Source organism: Klebsiella michiganensis, from assembly GCF_002925905.1.
Classification (GTDB): Bacteria; Pseudomonadota; Gammaproteobacteria; order Enterobacterales; family Enterobacteriaceae; genus Klebsiella; species Klebsiella michiganensis.
Window position 1 is genome coordinate 192,782 of sequence record NZ_PRDB01000001.1, and the last position, 14,022, is coordinate 206,803.

General features: G+C 57.9%; 14 protein-coding genes. 6 read left to right on the top strand and 8 right to left on the bottom strand.

Features of this window, described 5'->3' with window-relative positions; genetic code table 11:
* Window positions 1-58: 58 nt before the first annotated feature.
* Both ivbL and ltrA read right to left on the bottom strand, forming a co-directional pair.
* A complete protein-coding gene (gene ivbL / locus CDA56_RS00955) occupies window positions 59-154 on the bottom strand; it encodes an ilvB operon leader peptide IvbL (RefSeq protein WP_004107123.1) in 96 nt (31 codons plus the stop codon).
* 361 nt (window positions 155-515) lie between these two features.
* A complete protein-coding gene (gene ltrA / locus CDA56_RS00960; RefSeq protein ID WP_161952885.1) occupies window positions 516-2,003 on the bottom strand; it encodes a group II intron reverse transcriptase/maturase in 1,488 nt (495 codons plus the stop codon).
* Between the two features lie 640 nt (window positions 2,004-2,643).
* Between ltrA and tisB the strand changes: the two genes are divergently transcribed.
* From tisB to emrD, 4 genes are all read left to right on the top strand, one after another.
* On the top strand, window positions 2,644-2,733 hold the full coding sequence (tisB, locus tag CDA56_RS00970; protein ID WP_004107126.1) for a type I toxin-antitoxin system toxin TisB: 90 nt from the start codon (window positions 2,644-2,646) through the stop codon (window positions 2,731-2,733).
* 71 nt (window positions 2,734-2,804) lie between these two features.
* Window positions 2,805-3,251, top strand: coding sequence for a GNAT family N-acetyltransferase (locus CDA56_RS00975; protein ID WP_004855646.1), 447 nt, complete (start codon window positions 2,805-2,807; stop codon window positions 3,249-3,251).
* A 70-nt stretch (window positions 3,252-3,321) separates the two neighbouring features.
* On the top strand, window positions 3,322-4,155 hold the full coding sequence (locus tag CDA56_RS00980) for a DMT family transporter (protein WP_014227319.1): 834 nt from the start codon (window positions 3,322-3,324) through the stop codon (window positions 4,153-4,155).
* Between the two features lie 177 nt (window positions 4,156-4,332).
* On the top strand, window positions 4,333-5,517 hold the full coding sequence (emrD, locus tag CDA56_RS00985) for a multidrug efflux MFS transporter EmrD (RefSeq protein ID WP_103815133.1): 1,185 nt from the start codon (window positions 4,333-4,335) through the stop codon (window positions 5,515-5,517).
* A 246-nt stretch (window positions 5,518-5,763) separates the two neighbouring features.
* On the opposite strand, the gene dsdC is transcribed toward emrD, so the two are convergent.
* Entirely contained in the window at window positions 5,764-6,693 is a 930-nt protein-coding gene (dsdC, locus tag CDA56_RS00990) for a DNA-binding transcriptional regulator DsdC (RefSeq protein ID WP_032751820.1), read from the bottom strand.
* A gap of 223 nt (window positions 6,694-6,916) precedes the next feature.
* Here dsdC and dsdX point away from each other — a divergent pair, with 223 nt between their 5' ends.
* On the top strand, window positions 6,917-8,254 hold the full coding sequence (dsdX, locus tag CDA56_RS00995) for a D-serine transporter DsdX (RefSeq protein WP_004116631.1): 1,338 nt from the start codon (window positions 6,917-6,919) through the stop codon (window positions 8,252-8,254).
* 17 nt (window positions 8,255-8,271) lie between these two features.
* Window positions 8,272-9,600: a D-serine ammonia-lyase gene (dsdA, locus tag CDA56_RS01000; protein ID WP_014227321.1), complete on the top strand. Its 1,329-nt coding sequence runs from the start codon at window positions 8,272-8,274 to the stop codon at window positions 9,598-9,600.
* 53 nt (window positions 9,601-9,653) lie between these two features.
* On the opposite strand, the gene CDA56_RS01005 is transcribed toward dsdA, so the two are convergent.
* The 5 genes from CDA56_RS01005 to CDA56_RS01025 all read right to left on the bottom strand — a co-directional run bounded on the left by CDA56_RS01005 (window position 9,654) and on the right by CDA56_RS01025 (window position 14,002).
* Complete coding sequence (locus CDA56_RS01005) at window positions 9,654-10,184, bottom strand: radical SAM protein (RefSeq protein ID WP_004855659.1); 531 nt, start codon at window positions 10,182-10,184, stop codon at window positions 9,654-9,656.
* A complete protein-coding gene (locus CDA56_RS01010) occupies window positions 10,181-10,543 on the bottom strand; it encodes a DUF202 domain-containing protein (RefSeq protein WP_014227322.1) in 363 nt (120 codons plus the stop codon). Before CDA56_RS01010 ends, CDA56_RS01005 begins: the two co-directional genes overlap by 4 nt.
* Window positions 10,533-10,880, bottom strand: coding sequence for a YidH family protein (locus CDA56_RS01015; protein WP_103815131.1), 348 nt, complete (start codon window positions 10,878-10,880; stop codon window positions 10,533-10,535). The genes CDA56_RS01010 and CDA56_RS01015 overlap by 11 nt, the downstream gene beginning before the upstream one ends.
* Before the next feature lie 180 nt (window positions 10,881-11,060).
* Window positions 11,061-12,383, bottom strand: coding sequence for a 6-phospho-alpha-glucosidase (locus CDA56_RS01020; RefSeq protein ID WP_004855669.1), 1,323 nt, complete (start codon window positions 12,381-12,383; stop codon window positions 11,061-11,063).
* Window positions 12,380-14,002 carry an alpha-glucoside-specific PTS transporter subunit IIBC gene (locus tag CDA56_RS01025; RefSeq protein WP_103815128.1) on the bottom strand — a complete coding sequence of 541 codons (1,623 nt, stop codon included), beginning with the start codon at window positions 14,000-14,002 and terminating at the stop codon, window positions 12,380-12,382. Before CDA56_RS01025 ends, CDA56_RS01020 begins: the two co-directional genes overlap by 4 nt.
* Between the last annotated feature and the right edge of the window lie 20 nt (window positions 14,003-14,022).

Sequence of the window (14,022 nt, forward strand, 5' to 3'; positions counted from 1 at the left end):
ACGAAAAACCCCGCTCGGTTTGCGCCGGCGGGGTTTGGAATTCGTGTTGTTCCGGACCCTACGGCGCGTTGCCGACGACGACCACCACAGACACGACGACCACCGCGGCAGGCGCGGTTAGTAGTAGGGTCGAAGTCAGCGTGGTAGCGTTCATGAGGGACCTGTTGTCTCAAAAAAGGGAATGAATTTATACAAACACAGCTTTTGTCATTTCACAATGGATTTATTTTCAACCAGGAGAAACTGCGCGGAAGATCACATTAATTTGCGGCGGGATAAAAACAAAAAACCCCGCCGCGGCGAGGTTTTCTGTTCGGTGTTTTTACGGTTGGTAGCCGCAAGCACACTGTATTACGTCAACGAAAAAAGTATACGCGATCGGGGAAGAAGGCGCAATTTTCACGATGGTTTTCGCTGATTTAGAGTATGGATCGCGTATACAAATTTGTCCAAAAATGTCGCGGTAGGGATACCCGTTACCGGGTACCCCCCGCACAGATCCCGGCGTGCGCTATTCACGCACCGGGCTCCTGCCTTGGGTGTCTGGCGGTGAACCGCTCCACAGGCCATGGATGCAGAACCCGAACCTTCGGCAGCCATACGGCTGCCAGTCTGTTTGCTTTCGTCCATGTCGTATCATCCTGCTGGCTCCTGCGCCTCAGCGCCCGTCGCCAGAGGTCTGTTACGTATATCCTGAACTTCCGCATCATGGGATAGTTGCCCGGGACTGAGTGGTAGTTCAGGTATCCCTGAACCACTCTCCTGAGCCATTTTCCCTGTTCGGGGATTGAGTAATGCCAGCGCTTTCGTAGTCCGTCCTTGATCGCTTTCAGTGTCGCCGTCATCCTGTCCCGGCGTGTCTTTCGTATCAGCATGAACCTGCCACTACGATCTTTCCCACTGATATGCGTGAACCCGAGGAAGTTGAACGTTTCTGGTTTACCTTTTCCCCTGCTGGCGCGGTTTTCGGCTGCGAAGCGGCCGAACTCCATCAGTCGGGTTTTCTTCGGATGTACCGTGAGTCCGAACTCCTTCAGTCTGCGCTGCATGGCTATACGAAAGCATTGAGCGTCGATTCGCTTGTCGAACCCGATGACTATGTCATCTGCGTATCTGACCATGACCACATTGCCTGTGGCATGGCGGCGTCGCCACTGATGCGCCCACAGATCGAAGACATAGTGGAGGTAGATGTTTGCCAGCAGCGGCGAGATAACCGCACCCTGTGGGGTGCCTTCCTCCGATGCCCGCCATTCTCCTTCCTCTGAGGTCCCGGCTGTGAGCCACTTTCGTATGAGCCTGATTACCCTCTGGTCGCCGATTCTGTGTTCTATGAACCTGATTAGCCATTCATGGCTTACCTTGTCGAAGAACTGACTGATATCGGCATCCAGTACCCAGTTTACATTGGTCCGAACCAGCCCTGTGGCCAGTGCGTCCAGCGCATTGTGCTGGCTTCGCCCGGGTCTGAACCCGTATGAAAACCCCATAAAGTCATTTTCGTAGACTGCATTCAGGATCTTAACCAGCGCATACTGGACGATTTTGTCCTCCAGTGAGGCGATGCCGAGCGGGCGCTGTTTTCCATCCGCTTTCGGGATGTAGTGCCGCCTGCCGGGCTGAGCCCTGTAACTGCCCTGATGAAGCCTCCGGTGCAGATCTGCTATGTTGACCTTCAGGTTTTCGGCGTAGTCCTTCCACCTGACACCATCAACTCCGGCAGCCGCTTTCCTGCTCAGGGAGAGGAATGCGTTCTCCAGTGCCTCTGCTGTCAGGAGGTGGAACAATGCGGTAAACCGTTCTTTCTTCCGCTGCTTCGCAGCTTCCCGCACGCGTGACAGCCTCTGTGACATACTTTCCCGGCTCTGCGTCCGGCGCATGTGTGGCTGTTCCGCGTTTCCCTTGGCCCCGCTCCTTCGCTCCACTGACTCCGCTCCTTGCGGATTGTTCGCCAGCTTCGCAGCTACTATGAGCAAGTCCGACTTCTCCTCTCCGTACATCACCGGCTTCGGCTCCTCGCCTTCCCGGTGCGGGCCATCTCCGGCACTGGCAGATGGTCAGAGGGGAGATCTCCCGGTTCCCGCGTAAAGATCGTATTGACATGCCAGGGTCTCAGACCCCGCCGGGTCCATATGGCACTCGCAGTAACGCACCCTATGATGTTGCCTTCCGTAAACAGTACAACGTCGGCACCCGGGAATTTAATATACATTTCGTGGCTCAATGGCTGGCCTGTCAACACCCCTGTCAACGCTTCGCCCCATACCTCACGGTATACAACGCATGACTCAGGGACCCTGTGGATTGCTGGTCCTTCAATGGTCGGGGACTTTCACCCCTTGATCTTTACCGGTCTCCCGGCGCACACTGTTCATATATACAGTATTTATTCTATACTGAGGGGGTACGCAGGGGGAATCTGGGGCCGCACTTTTACCGGCGCAAAAAAGTCCTGGCTGAAACGGGTGGTGCCGTCAGCGCCTTAACCCCAGAAGAGCACACTGTGTTACGTCAACAAATACCCCGAATTATTGAGTCCGCCACCGGCAGGTGGCGCCTGAATATGACGGGTATACCCTGGCTGGCAACAGGCGGCGGAAAGGTACGCCAGCCGGTTGTGCTCCTGAACCAGAGGAGACGCGTATGGGCGGAGTGGATATCGTTGTTCTGATCCTGAAACTCATGGTTGCCGTGTTGCAACTACTTGATGCAGTCCTGAAGCAGTTCCGCTGATTCAGGTTCAAGTCGCACCTGAGAGGGGCGGGAAACCGCCCCTCTACAGGCTAACCTGACGGAGAAAAATTATGGCACCGTTGTTGATCGCCGCTATCACCCCGGACGAACCCGGTTTTTCGGCACTCCGCGCCGAAAGCCTGGCGCAAAACCTGAACATGCTGCGTCGCCTGGCGGAGAACTGGCAGAACGGGGAAAACCGTTTTAACGCGCCGGGAGAAAAGCTGCTGGGGGCTTTTGCGCACGGGCAGCTGGTGGGCGTGTGCGGGCTTAACATCGACCCTTTTAGCCAGCAGCCGCGGGCCGGTCGCATCCGCCATTTGTATATCGCCGAGCGCCATCGTCGGCAGGGGATCGGGCATCAGCTGCTGGTCTCGGTTATCACCCACTCCGGCAGCAGCTTTGATTTTCTCAACACCCATGCGCCGTCAACGGCCTGGTCGTTTTATGAAAATCTGGGATTTCGCCCGATATATGATGAACCCCGGGTCACCCATCGTCTGTTCTGTTCGCTCTAGCCGCCGCTGGCTGCTGAAGAGTGCGCATGTTACAGTCCGTTGACGATTTATTCCCCAGCGCCAGGCCGCAATGACCATTACCGTATTCTGTATTTTGCTGTTCGCCGCCCTGCTTCACGCCAGCTGGAACGCTATCGTTAAAGCCAGCGGCGATAAAATGTACGCGGCGGTAGGCGTTAGCGGCTCTGCCTCGCTCATCGCCCTGGTTCTGCTCCCTTTTGCCCCCCAACCCACGCTCGCCAGCGTGCCGTTTCTTGCCGTCTCCTGCGCGCTACAGGTGGTGTATACGGTGCTGGTGGCAAAAACCTATCAGGTCTCGGATATGAGCCAGACCTATCCGCTGATGCGTGGGACCGCCCCGCTACTGGTGGCGATAATCAGCGTCGCCTTTCTTGGCGACACACTCTCCCCGCTGGCGTGGCTGGGCATCGGCGTCATCTGCCTGGCGATTCTGGCGATGGCCTTTAACGGGCGCGCCAGTTCGAGCCAAGGTATCGTACTGGCGCTGATCAACGCCTGCTTCATTGCGGGCTACACGCTGGTTGACGGAACCGGGGTGCGGCTTTCAGAAACCGCGCTGGGCTATACCCTGTGGACCTTTTTTATGAACGGCTTCTGTCTGCTGGGCTGGGCGATGATTGCCCGACGCCCGCAGGCCAGCCGCTATCTGCGCCAGCACTGGAAGAAAGGCATGGTTGGCGGCGTCGGTACAATGGGCTCCTATGGCCTGGCGCTGTGGGCCATGACCCAGGCGCCGCTGGCGGTGGTGGCCGCCCTGCGCGAAACCTCAATTCTTTTTGGCGCGGTTATCGCGTTTATCCTGTTGAAAGAGAAGGTAGTTCCATTGCGCATCGCCGCCGCCTGCGGCATTGCCGCCGGGGCGATTCTGCTGCGGCTGTCTTAATCCACACATGGCAACATTAGTTGCCGACTTTCGTTTACAAAACCTGCCTGAGCATCCCCGACAATCCCCCCTTACAGGGTTGTTCTGTCATTTTTATGTGGTAGATTCCTCCATCGTTTAGCGGGTGTGCCAGTCACATATTCTTCATCTCCAACTTTATACAAAGTATTCATCGACATGAAACGGCATAAGAACTTCAATTTGTTGTTGATGCTGGTGCTGCTGGTGGCCGTAGGCCAGATGGCGCAGACCATTTATATTCCGGCGATTGCCGATATGGCGATAGCGCTCAACGTTCGCGAAGGCGCGGTGCAGAGCGTGATGGCCGCTTATCTGCTGACCTACGGCGTCTCGCAGCTTTTCTACGGCCCGCTCTCCGATCGCGTTGGCCGCCGCCCGGTGATACTGGTGGGAATGTCCATTTTTATGCTGGCGACGCTGGTTGCCATTACCACCCATAGCCTGCCGGTGCTGATTGCCGCCAGCGCAATGCAGGGGATGGGTACCGGCGTCGGCGGCGTGATGGCGCGAACCCTGCCGCGCGATCTGTATGAAGGGGCGCAGCTCAGGCACGCCAATAGCCTGCTGAATATGGGGATTCTGGTTAGCCCGCTGCTGGCGCCGCTGATTGGCGGCATTCTCGATACCTTATGGAACTGGCGGGCCTGCTTCGTATTCCTGCTGGTACTTTGCGCCGGCGTCACCTTCAGCATGGCGCGCTGGATGCCGGAAACCCGGCCCACCGGCGCGCCGCGTACCCGGCTCATCACCAACTATAAAACGCTGTTCGGTACCGGCGCGTTCAACTGCTATCTGCTGATGCTGATCGGCGGCCTGGCGGGCATTGCCGTGTTCGAAGCCTGTTCCGGCGTGCTGATGGGCGCGGTGCTGGGTCTGAGCAGTATGTCGGTCAGCATTCTGTTTATTCTGCCGATCCCGGCGGCGTTCTTTGGCGCCTGGTTTGCCGGCCGGCCGAACAAACGCTTCCCGACGCTGATGTGGCAGTCGGTGATTTGCTGCCTGCTGGCGGGGGTGCTGATGTGGATCCCTGGCCTGCTGGGCGTGATGACCGTCTGGACCCTGCTGGTTCCCGCCGCGCTGTTCTTTTTTGGCGCAGGAATGCTGTTTCCGCTGGCGACCAGCGGCGCGATGGAACCTTTCCCGTTCCTCGCCGGCACCGCCGGGGCGCTGGTGGGCGGGCTGCAGAATATCGGTTCCGGCGTGCTGGCGTGGCTGTCGGCGATGATGCCGCAAACCGGTCAGGGCAGCCTCGGCCTGCTGATGATGCTGATGGGATTGCTGATTCTGCTGTGCTGGCTGCCGCTGGCGTCGCGCTTTCATCAACACCAGCAGCCGGTTTAAGGCTTCTTTGCGGGTTCCCCGGGTCGCGACGCGGCGCGTCTTACCCGGGCTACAAAATGACGGACGCCGATGAACCCGTAGCCCGGCTAAGCGCAGCGTAAGCCGGGAAGCAGTGGCGAATTATCAGCCCCGGCATATTTCCCGGAGGCGGCGCCTGACGCGCCTGTCCGGGCTACCGGCACGCAGACGGAGGTGAACCCGTAGCCCGGTCAGCGCAGCGCCACCGGGATGAAACTAAGCCGGTCATCATAATTGCGCCTGACTCTGCAGCCAGTGGATAAAGGCGTCAATTTTCGGCCACTGGCGGCCCGGCAGGGTCGTCACGTAGTAGTGCTGATGGCACTTCAGGGTCATCTCGCCGAACGGTGCGATCAGCTCGCCGCTCTCCAGGCGCTTTTGCACCAGCCGCTTACGCCCCATCGCCACGCCAACGTGATTCATCGCGGCAATCACCGCTAAATCCGAACGATCGAAGCCAATACCCGACGATTGCGGCAAATCTACGCAAAATTTCTGCGCCCAGCTGAACCACTCATCGGTGCCGGAATCGTTGCTCCACGCCTGACGATCGTGCAGCAGCGTACAGTGACGAAGATTGCCGGGGTTCTGCTGTAGCTGATGCTGGCGCGCGTAATCCGCCGTGCAGACCGGTACGATGGCCTCATCCATCAGAAAATGGTGGCTCAGCTGCGAGGAAGGCGCATCATCGAAGTAGATTGCCAGATCGATGCCCGCGCGCTGCATATTGACGTTATCGTTGCCGGTCAGCACGGTAAGCGAGATCGACGGATAGCGGCGGGTAAAATCGCCGAGCGCGGGAACCAGCCAGCACTGGGCGATGGACGGGCGCGAATAGACCGTTAACGTCCCCGACAGCTCCTGGTTTTTAATATCCAGAATTTCCTGGTTCAGGCTATCCAGCGAGGACTTCAGCGCCCAGAACACCCGCTTACCTTCATGCGTCAGCTCTACTTTGCGGTGCGAGCGCACAAACAGCTGGATCCCCAGCTCTTCTTCCAGCTGATTGATACGGTGGCTCACCGCGCTGGGCGTCAGCGACAGCTCCTCCGCCGCCAGCGCAAACGACTCATGCCGGGCGGCGACTTCAAAGGTATACAGCTTCGATAGCTGCCAGCCGTTAAGCAGGCGAGTGCCTAACTCTTTTAGCGTCTCCATCTCTTACTCCTTCACTATTCCCCGCCGAGTGTAAGAAATTTTTCGCGCCAGCTGCGCGTTAAAGATGAATAAAAGTGATGCATAGCACACATAACAGACAATTTTAGAGCAAAATCACCTTTTTGATTCAATCTGATTCACCTGAAGGGCCATTTATATCGTTTGTCAGCGCGTGCCGTTTTTCTGTTCAATACCCATAGATTATTCACAGGCGAGGTGGGGTATGGAATCTCAGATCTGGGTTGTGAGCACGCTGCTGATCAGCATCGTGTTGATTGTATTAACTATCGTCAAACTGAAGTTTCACCCGTTTCTGGCGCTACTGCTGGCAAGCTTTTTCGTCGGCGCCATGATGGGCATGAGCCCGCTGGATATGGTTAACGCCATTGAGAGCGGGATTGGCGGCACGCTGGGCTTCCTTGCGGCGGTGATTGGGCTGGGGACGATTCTCGGCAAAATGATGGAGGTCTCCGGCGCAGCGGAACGTATCGGCCTGACGCTCCAGCGCTGCCGCTGGCTGTCCGCTGATGTCATTATGGTGCTGGTGGGCCTGATTTGCGGGATCACCCTGTTCGTTGAAGTGGGCGTGGTGCTGCTGATTCCGCTGGCGTTTTCCATTGCCAAAAAGACCAACACGTCGCTGCTGAAGCTGGCCATCCCGCTGTGTACGGCGCTGATGGCGGTGCACTGCGTGGTGCCGCCGCATCCGGCAGCGCTGTTCGTCGCCAACAAGCTGGGCGCGGATATCGGAACGGTGATCGTTTACGGTCTGCTGGTGGGCCTGCTGGCTTCGCTGGTCGGCGGCCCGCTGTTCCTGCGGCTGCTCGGCAACCGCCTGCCGTTTAAAGCGGTGCCGGCTGAGTTTGCCAACCTCGAAGTACGCAAAGAAGAGACCCTGCCGTCGCTGGGCGCCACGCTGTTTACGGTGCTGCTGCCGATCGGCCTGATGCTGGTAAAAACCATCGCCGAACTGAACATGACCAAAGGCGGCACGCTGTATATGCTGCTGGAGTTTATCGGCAACCCGATCACCGCCATGTTTATCGCCGTCTTTGTGGCCTACTACGTGCTGGGTATCCGCCAGAATATGGGTATGAGCACCCTGCTGACGCATACGGAAAACTGCTTCGGCTCTATCGCCAATATCCTGCTGATTATCGGCGCAGGCGGGGCCTTCAACGCCATCCTGAAGACCAGCGGTCTGGCCGATACGCTGGCGGTAATTCTGTCGAACCTCGATATGCACCCGATTCTGCTGGCCTGGCTGGTGGCGCTGATTCTGCATGCCGCCGTCGGTTCCGCCACCGTCGCCATGATGGGCGCAACCGCCATCGTCGCGCCGATGCTGCCGCTCTATCCCGGCGTGAGCCCTGAAATCATCGCTATCGCCATCGGCTCCGGCGCGATTGGCTGCACTATCGTGACGGATTCCCTGTTCTGGCTGGTTAAGCAGTACTGCGGGGCAAGCCTTAACGAAACGTTCAAATACTACACCACGGCGACCTTTATCGCTTCGCTGCTTGCACTGGCCGGTACATTCCTGCTTTCTTTCATCATCTGAGCGCAAAGAGACGTAATATGAAAAACGCTGACATGACCACTTTACTCGCCCAGTTTCCTCTACTGGAAGAGCTGATAGCCCTGAAAGAAACCACCTGGTTTAACCCGTCAACGACGTCGCTGGCGGAGGGGTTACCCTACGTTGGCCTGACGACAGAAGACGTTCAGGACGCCCACGCCCGCCTCGACCGTTTTGCGCCCTATCTGGCGGAAGCCTTTCCGGAAACCGCCGCCACCGGCGGTATTATCGAATCCGAGCTGGTGGCCATCCCGGCAATGAAGGCCCGGCTGGAAAAAACCTTTCGTCAGCCCATTGCTGGCGATCTGCTGCTGAAGAAAGACAGCCACCTGCCGATTTCCGGCTCGATTAAGGCCCGCGGCGGCATTTATGAAGTCCTGACCCACGCGGAAAAACTGGCGATCGACGCGGGATTGTTAAACACAGCCGACGACTACCGCAAGCTGCTGACCCCCGAGTTCAGGACGTTCTTCAGCCAGTACAGCATCGCCGTTGGCTCCACCGGCAACCTGGGGATGTCGATTGGCATAATGAGCGCGCGCATCGGCTTCAAGGTGACGGTCCATATGTCCGCCGACGCCAGGGCGTGGAAAAAGGCCAAACTGCGCAGCCACGGCGTGACGGTGGTGGAGTATGAAGAGGATTACGGCGTGGCGGTTGAGCAGGGGCGTAAAGCCGCCGAGTCCGACCCGAACTGCTTCTTTATCGATGATGAGAACTCGCGCACCCTGTTCCTCGGCTACTCCGTGGCCGGCGAGCGGCTAAAAGCGCAGTTTGCCCGCGAAGGGCGCGTGGTGGACGCCAGTCATCCGCTGTTTGTTTATCTGCCGTGCGGCGTTGGCGGCGGCCCCGGCGGGGTGGCGTTTGGCCTGAAGCTGGCGTTTGGCGATAACGTCCACTGCTTCTTCGCCGAACCGACCCACTCCCCTTGCATGTTGCTGGGGGTTTATACCGGCCTGCATGACCAGATTTCGGTTCAGGATCTGGGGATTGATAATCTGACCGCCGCGGACGGTCTGGCGGTAGGCCGCGCCTCCGGTTTCGTGGGTCGGGCAATGGAGCGACTGCTGGATGGGTTCTACTCTCTCGATGACCAGACCATGTACGATATGTTGGGTTGGTTAGCCGAGGAAGAGGGGATTCGCCTGGAGCCGTCCGCGCTGGCCGGCATGGCCGGGCCGCAGCGGGTCTGCGCCAGCCAGGCGTATCAGCAGATGCACGGTTTCACCGCCGGGCAGATGCGCAATGCGACCCACCTTGTGTGGGCAACCGGCGGCGGCATGGTGCCGGAAGAGGAGATGGCGCAGTATCTGGCAAAAGGACGGTAAACCTGCAGCCAGGGCAATACGATGGCGACGAAGGCTCTTTCGTCGCCATTTTTTTAGCGCAGCAGATGCATAAGCTCAACCGGCGAACGGTGCTGATTGAGTAGATCGCGCAGAACGCGCATATAGGGAGCGCTCCAGCTATAAAACTGCCGGTATCCTTCGCATAGCGCATTGGAGCCATCCTCCAGACGCAGCTGCGGGCAGCCCCCACCGCATAATCTTAGCCAGGCGCAGCCCGCGCAGGCTGGCCCCGGCGGATTGTTGGCATACTGCACAGACTCACCGCGCCAGGCGCGCAGCGTGGCCTCAAACAGCGGCACGACGATGCGGTTAGCATCTTCTTTAACCCAAATCGCAAACACCGCGCAGAGGAAATCCCCCCACAGCCGGGCGTCGGAAGGTTGCAGATGGGGAATAAACTTGATGGCCACGGCTCCCTGAGCGCTCAGCTGATGGTAGACACGCTCGGGGCGTTGGCACGCCTGACGATCGATAATGACTTCCTGTACCGGAAGGTCGCTCGCCAGCGATTTGCAGTTACCGCAGTGCCGATCGTCACCGTAATCGGCCTGACATCCTGTCATGTCATATCCTTAATAAACAAAATCACCTGTCGTATATGGGTTACAGCAAACAACAATGACAGGGAAAGTACTGCGAATGCGATCAAAAATTTGTCACGAACCGCCTGCGGCTGAGCAAAATCGCTTTGCTCAACGTTCATCAGATTGCGGCTGCGGGTATAGCGCCAGAGGATAAGGGCGGCGAACGGCAATATGCACAGCGAAATCCAGAATGCGATCCCCGCCTGATGCCAGTGGTGCTTAATCGCCAGCGCCAGCAGCGCGCCATAGCCTAAAAGGGTGCGAAACCAGGCCAGCGACGTACGCTCCGGCTGCAGGCCCGGATCGCTCTCGCGACGCGCCCGGCGATTATCCGGCATAGAGCACCAGCGCCATCACCACCACGATGACGAGGGTCAGCAGAATACTGATCAGCAGCAGCGTGCGGGTATAGGGAAGATCCTGTTTCAGCCGCATCGCCTTTTCGTTGCTCAGCCAGCGTATATAGCCGTAAATCGCCAGACCGCCGGCAAACAGGCACAGCAGCAGCGCCAGAATTTCGCGAATCATCGGCGTAGCGAAATCCGGCGCCAGCTGGTCCAGGCCGACGCCACCGGCTAAAAAGCCAAGCGAAGTGCGGATCCACGCCAGAAAGGTACGTTCATTCGCCAGCGAGAAGCGGTAATCCGGCGCTTCACCAAGGCGGGATATTTTCATCATGACTCCTTGATGGATTCCCGGTTGCGTAAAATACCGCCGATTCTACCTGACTGCCAAAGCGGAGGGCATTAATAATCGCCCCGTTTCAGAGGAAGCTCAGGCCTGATAACCGTATAAAGTCGGGCTATCAGGCCGATAAATGAATAACCGGCACCCTATGGCTGCCGGTCAGCAGGATTAATGCAGTTCCGGCCAGTACGCTTTATTGGCCGCAATCAGGTCATCAAGAATCGCTTTCGCAACGGATGCGCTCGGCACGGTTTTCGACAGCGCAATGGCCTGCCACAGCTTGTGATAAGAACGCTGTTCCCAGGCATCCACCACCAGTTTTTCCACCGCAACCTGCTGGCTCATCATCCCTTTCTGGAAGTGGGGAATATCGCCTACCGTCAACGGCTCCGGTCCGTTGTGGCCAACCAGGCACGGAATTTCCACCATCGCATCGGCGTCAAAGTTATGAATCGCCCCGTTGTTTGGCACAATCAGCAACATGCGTTCCTGAGTATTAAAGGCAATCGCCGCCGCCAGATCGACGATGTAGGACGCGTGTTCGTCAATTTCCAGATCGCCTGCGGAGGAGTGGCCCGCGGCAATAATGGCCCGGCAGGCGCTAAAGACGTTTTTCTCACGGTGGTCCATCACCTCGTTGGCGCGGGTGCGTTCCGGATTGGAGTGCGCCACGACGTAGTCCGGGAACAGATAATACTTAAGGTAAGTATTCGGCATCGTATCCGGATCCAGCGCCTGCACGTCCTTCGCCTTGGCGAAGGTGTCGTTCCAGCTCGCCTCGGTATGGGGATCGTTTGATGGCGGAACATAGCCGAATTTCGCCACATGTTCGCGCAGTTTCGGCATCAGATCGTTACCCTGTAGATCTTCAATCGAGGTCCACCAGCCGAAGTGGTTCAGCCCATAGTAGCGCACGCGCATCTGCTTGCGGTCCTTGAGGCCGACGATTTGCGCCATCCGCCCTTCGATACCGATCGGCATATCGCAAATGTTGAGAATTCTGGCGTTCGGACGCAGGCGACGGGTCGCTTCCGCCACAATGGCCGCCGGGTTGGAGTAGTTCAGCATCCAGGCGTTCGGCGAATATTTTTCCATATAGTCCACCAGCTCCAGGACGCCGCCGATGGAGCGCATACCGTAGGCGATACCGCCAGGGCCGCAGGTTTCCTGTCCCAGCACGCCGTGGCGCAGCGGAATTTTTTCATCTTTTTCACGCATCGGATATTTGCCCACGCGGATATGCGCCATCACGAAATCAACGTCGGTAAAGGCCGCCTGCGGATCAGTGGTGTAGCTGAACTCGATCTCCGGCGCCTGCTCTTTGAGGATCACTTTGCACGCCTCGGCAATGGTCTCCTGACGCGCGCCGTCGTTGTCGTAAAATTTCAGCGACCGCAGCGGGAAGCGATCCTGGTTCGCTAACAGCATCAGCACGATGCCCGGGGTGAAGGTACTGCCGCCGCCTGCGATAACAACTGAGAATTTTTTCATGATACTGCCTCCGTCATGGTGGTTTGTTCGGTCTGTAGAGAATCTTTGATGAGGGTTTCTAGCTGGTCGCGGACCTGAGGAACGTGCAGGCCGACGATGACCTGAATTCCGTTGCCGCGGCGGACTACGCCGTGGGCGCCCAGCGCTTTAAAGACGTCGTCGCTTTGCGTCTTCGCCATATCGACCAGCGCGATGCGCAGTCGGGTGGCGCAGTTATTGATGCTTTCGATATTGCCCGCTCCGCCCAGCGCCTGCAGGAAGCCGGCGGCCTGGCCCAGTTTGGTATCTGTAGTCCCCGCAACGCTGGTTTTTCCGCGCGCGGCCTGATAATCCGCTTTGCTATAGAGCTTAATTTCACTCTCTTCGCGGCCCGGCGTTTTCAGGTTCAGGCGCAGAATCAACGTGCGGAAGATGACGAAGTAGAGCGCGGTGAAGCACACGCCAACACCTATCTGGATAAACATCATTGAGGCGTGGTTGTGGAACATGGGGATCCAGTTTTGCGGCAGGAACTGGTCGAGCAGGCCGCCGCCAAAGTTGCCTACCACGCCGCAGATATACATCACCGTCGCCATAGTGGCCGCCAGCACCGCATGGACGGCAAACAGCAGCGGCGAGATAAACAGGAAGGTAAACTCTAACGGCTCGGTTATTCCCACCAGTACGGCGGTCAAGGTGGCGGGAATCAGCAGACCGGCGACTTTCACGCGATTTTCCGGCGCGGCGGTGTAGTAGAGCGCCAGCGCGATACCCACGGAACCAAAGACCTTCGAGTTACCGTGCAGCGCGAATCCGCCTTCCGGGAACAGAGTTTTCAGCGCCTCGGTACTCTGGCTGAACTCATGTAAATGCTGCGCCCAGTAAACCTGAATACCGCTTTCCACTACCGCCGGGCCGAAAATAAACGGTCCGTAGACAAAGTGATGTAAACCGGTCGGGATCAGAATGCGCTCAAGGAAAATATAGACCCAGACCCCCAGCGCCCCGGCCGAGCGTAAGAAGGCCTGCAGCGATTCAATGCCCATCTGCACTTTTGGCCAGCCCAGCAAGGTCAGCCAGGCGCAGGGGATCATCGCCAGGAAGGCGACAATCACCACAAACGAGGAGCCCTGGAAAATCCCCAGAAACACCGGCAGCGGTTTATCGAAGTAGCGGTTATGCAGGGCGGTCACCAGCCCGGAGATAACGATCGCGCCGATAATGCTGGTATCGAGCGTTTTAATCCCGGCCATCATCGTCAGGCCGCTGCCTGCCGTCGGCTCCACGGAAAAATCGACGCCGAAGAAGTGGCCCCAGGTCATCCCCATGGCGTTGATGAAGTAGTTCCAGGTGAGGAAGCTGACCAGTACCGCCAGGCAGGCCCGGCCCTGGGCCTGTCTCGCCAGGCCGATCGGCAGACCGACGGCGAAAATCAGCGGCATATTACGAAAGACGGTCCAGCCGCCCTCTTCAACAATGTGAACGATCTGAGCAAATAAACTATCGGGTGCTGTGAGCGCTTCCCCGACGAACATCGGGTTGCGCAGCATAATGGCGATACCCACCACGATCCCGGCGAAAGGAAAGAGTAAAACCGGGGTAAACATGGCGCCGCCAAAGCGTTGTATTTGACTGAGCATTTGAAAATCCTCATATAACA

Bases quoted from the DNA above. Each gene is read 5' to 3' on its own strand.
- ivbL (WP_004107123.1), bottom strand. From the start codon at position 154: ATGAACGCTACCACGCTGACTTCGACCCTACTACTAACCGCGCCTGCC.
- dsdC (WP_032751820.1), bottom strand. From the start codon at position 6,693: ATGGAGACGCTAAAAGAGTTAGGCACTCGCCTGCTTAACGGCTGGCAG.
- tisB (WP_004107126.1), top strand. From the start codon at position 2,644: ATGGGCGGAGTGGATATCGTTGTTCTGATCCTGAAACTCATGGTTGCC.
- CDA56_RS01005 (WP_004855659.1), bottom strand. From the start codon at position 10,184: ATGACAGGATGTCAGGCCGATTACGGTGACGATCGGCACTGCGGTAAC.
- dsdA (WP_014227321.1), top strand. From the start codon at position 8,272: ATGAAAAACGCTGACATGACCACTTTACTCGCCCAGTTTCCTCTACTG.
- CDA56_RS01015 (WP_103815131.1), bottom strand. From the start codon at position 10,880: ATGAAAATATCCCGCCTTGGTGAAGCGCCGGATTACCGCTTCTCGCTG.
- CDA56_RS00980 (WP_014227319.1), top strand. From the start codon at position 3,322: ATGACCATTACCGTATTCTGTATTTTGCTGTTCGCCGCCCTGCTTCAC.
- CDA56_RS01010 (WP_014227322.1), bottom strand. From the start codon at position 10,543: ATGCCGGATAATCGCCGGGCGCGTCGCGAGAGCGATCCGGGCCTGCAG.
- CDA56_RS01020 (WP_004855669.1), bottom strand. From the start codon at position 12,383: ATGAAAAAATTCTCAGTTGTTATCGCAGGCGGCGGCAGTACCTTCACC.
- emrD (WP_103815133.1), top strand. From the start codon at position 4,333: ATGAAACGGCATAAGAACTTCAATTTGTTGTTGATGCTGGTGCTGCTG.
- CDA56_RS01025 (WP_103815128.1), bottom strand. From the start codon at position 14,002: ATGCTCAGTCAAATACAACGCTTTGGCGGCGCCATGTTTACCCCGGTT.
- dsdX (WP_004116631.1), top strand. From the start codon at position 6,917: ATGGAATCTCAGATCTGGGTTGTGAGCACGCTGCTGATCAGCATCGTG.
- CDA56_RS00975 (WP_004855646.1), top strand. From the start codon at position 2,805: ATGGCACCGTTGTTGATCGCCGCTATCACCCCGGACGAACCCGGTTTT.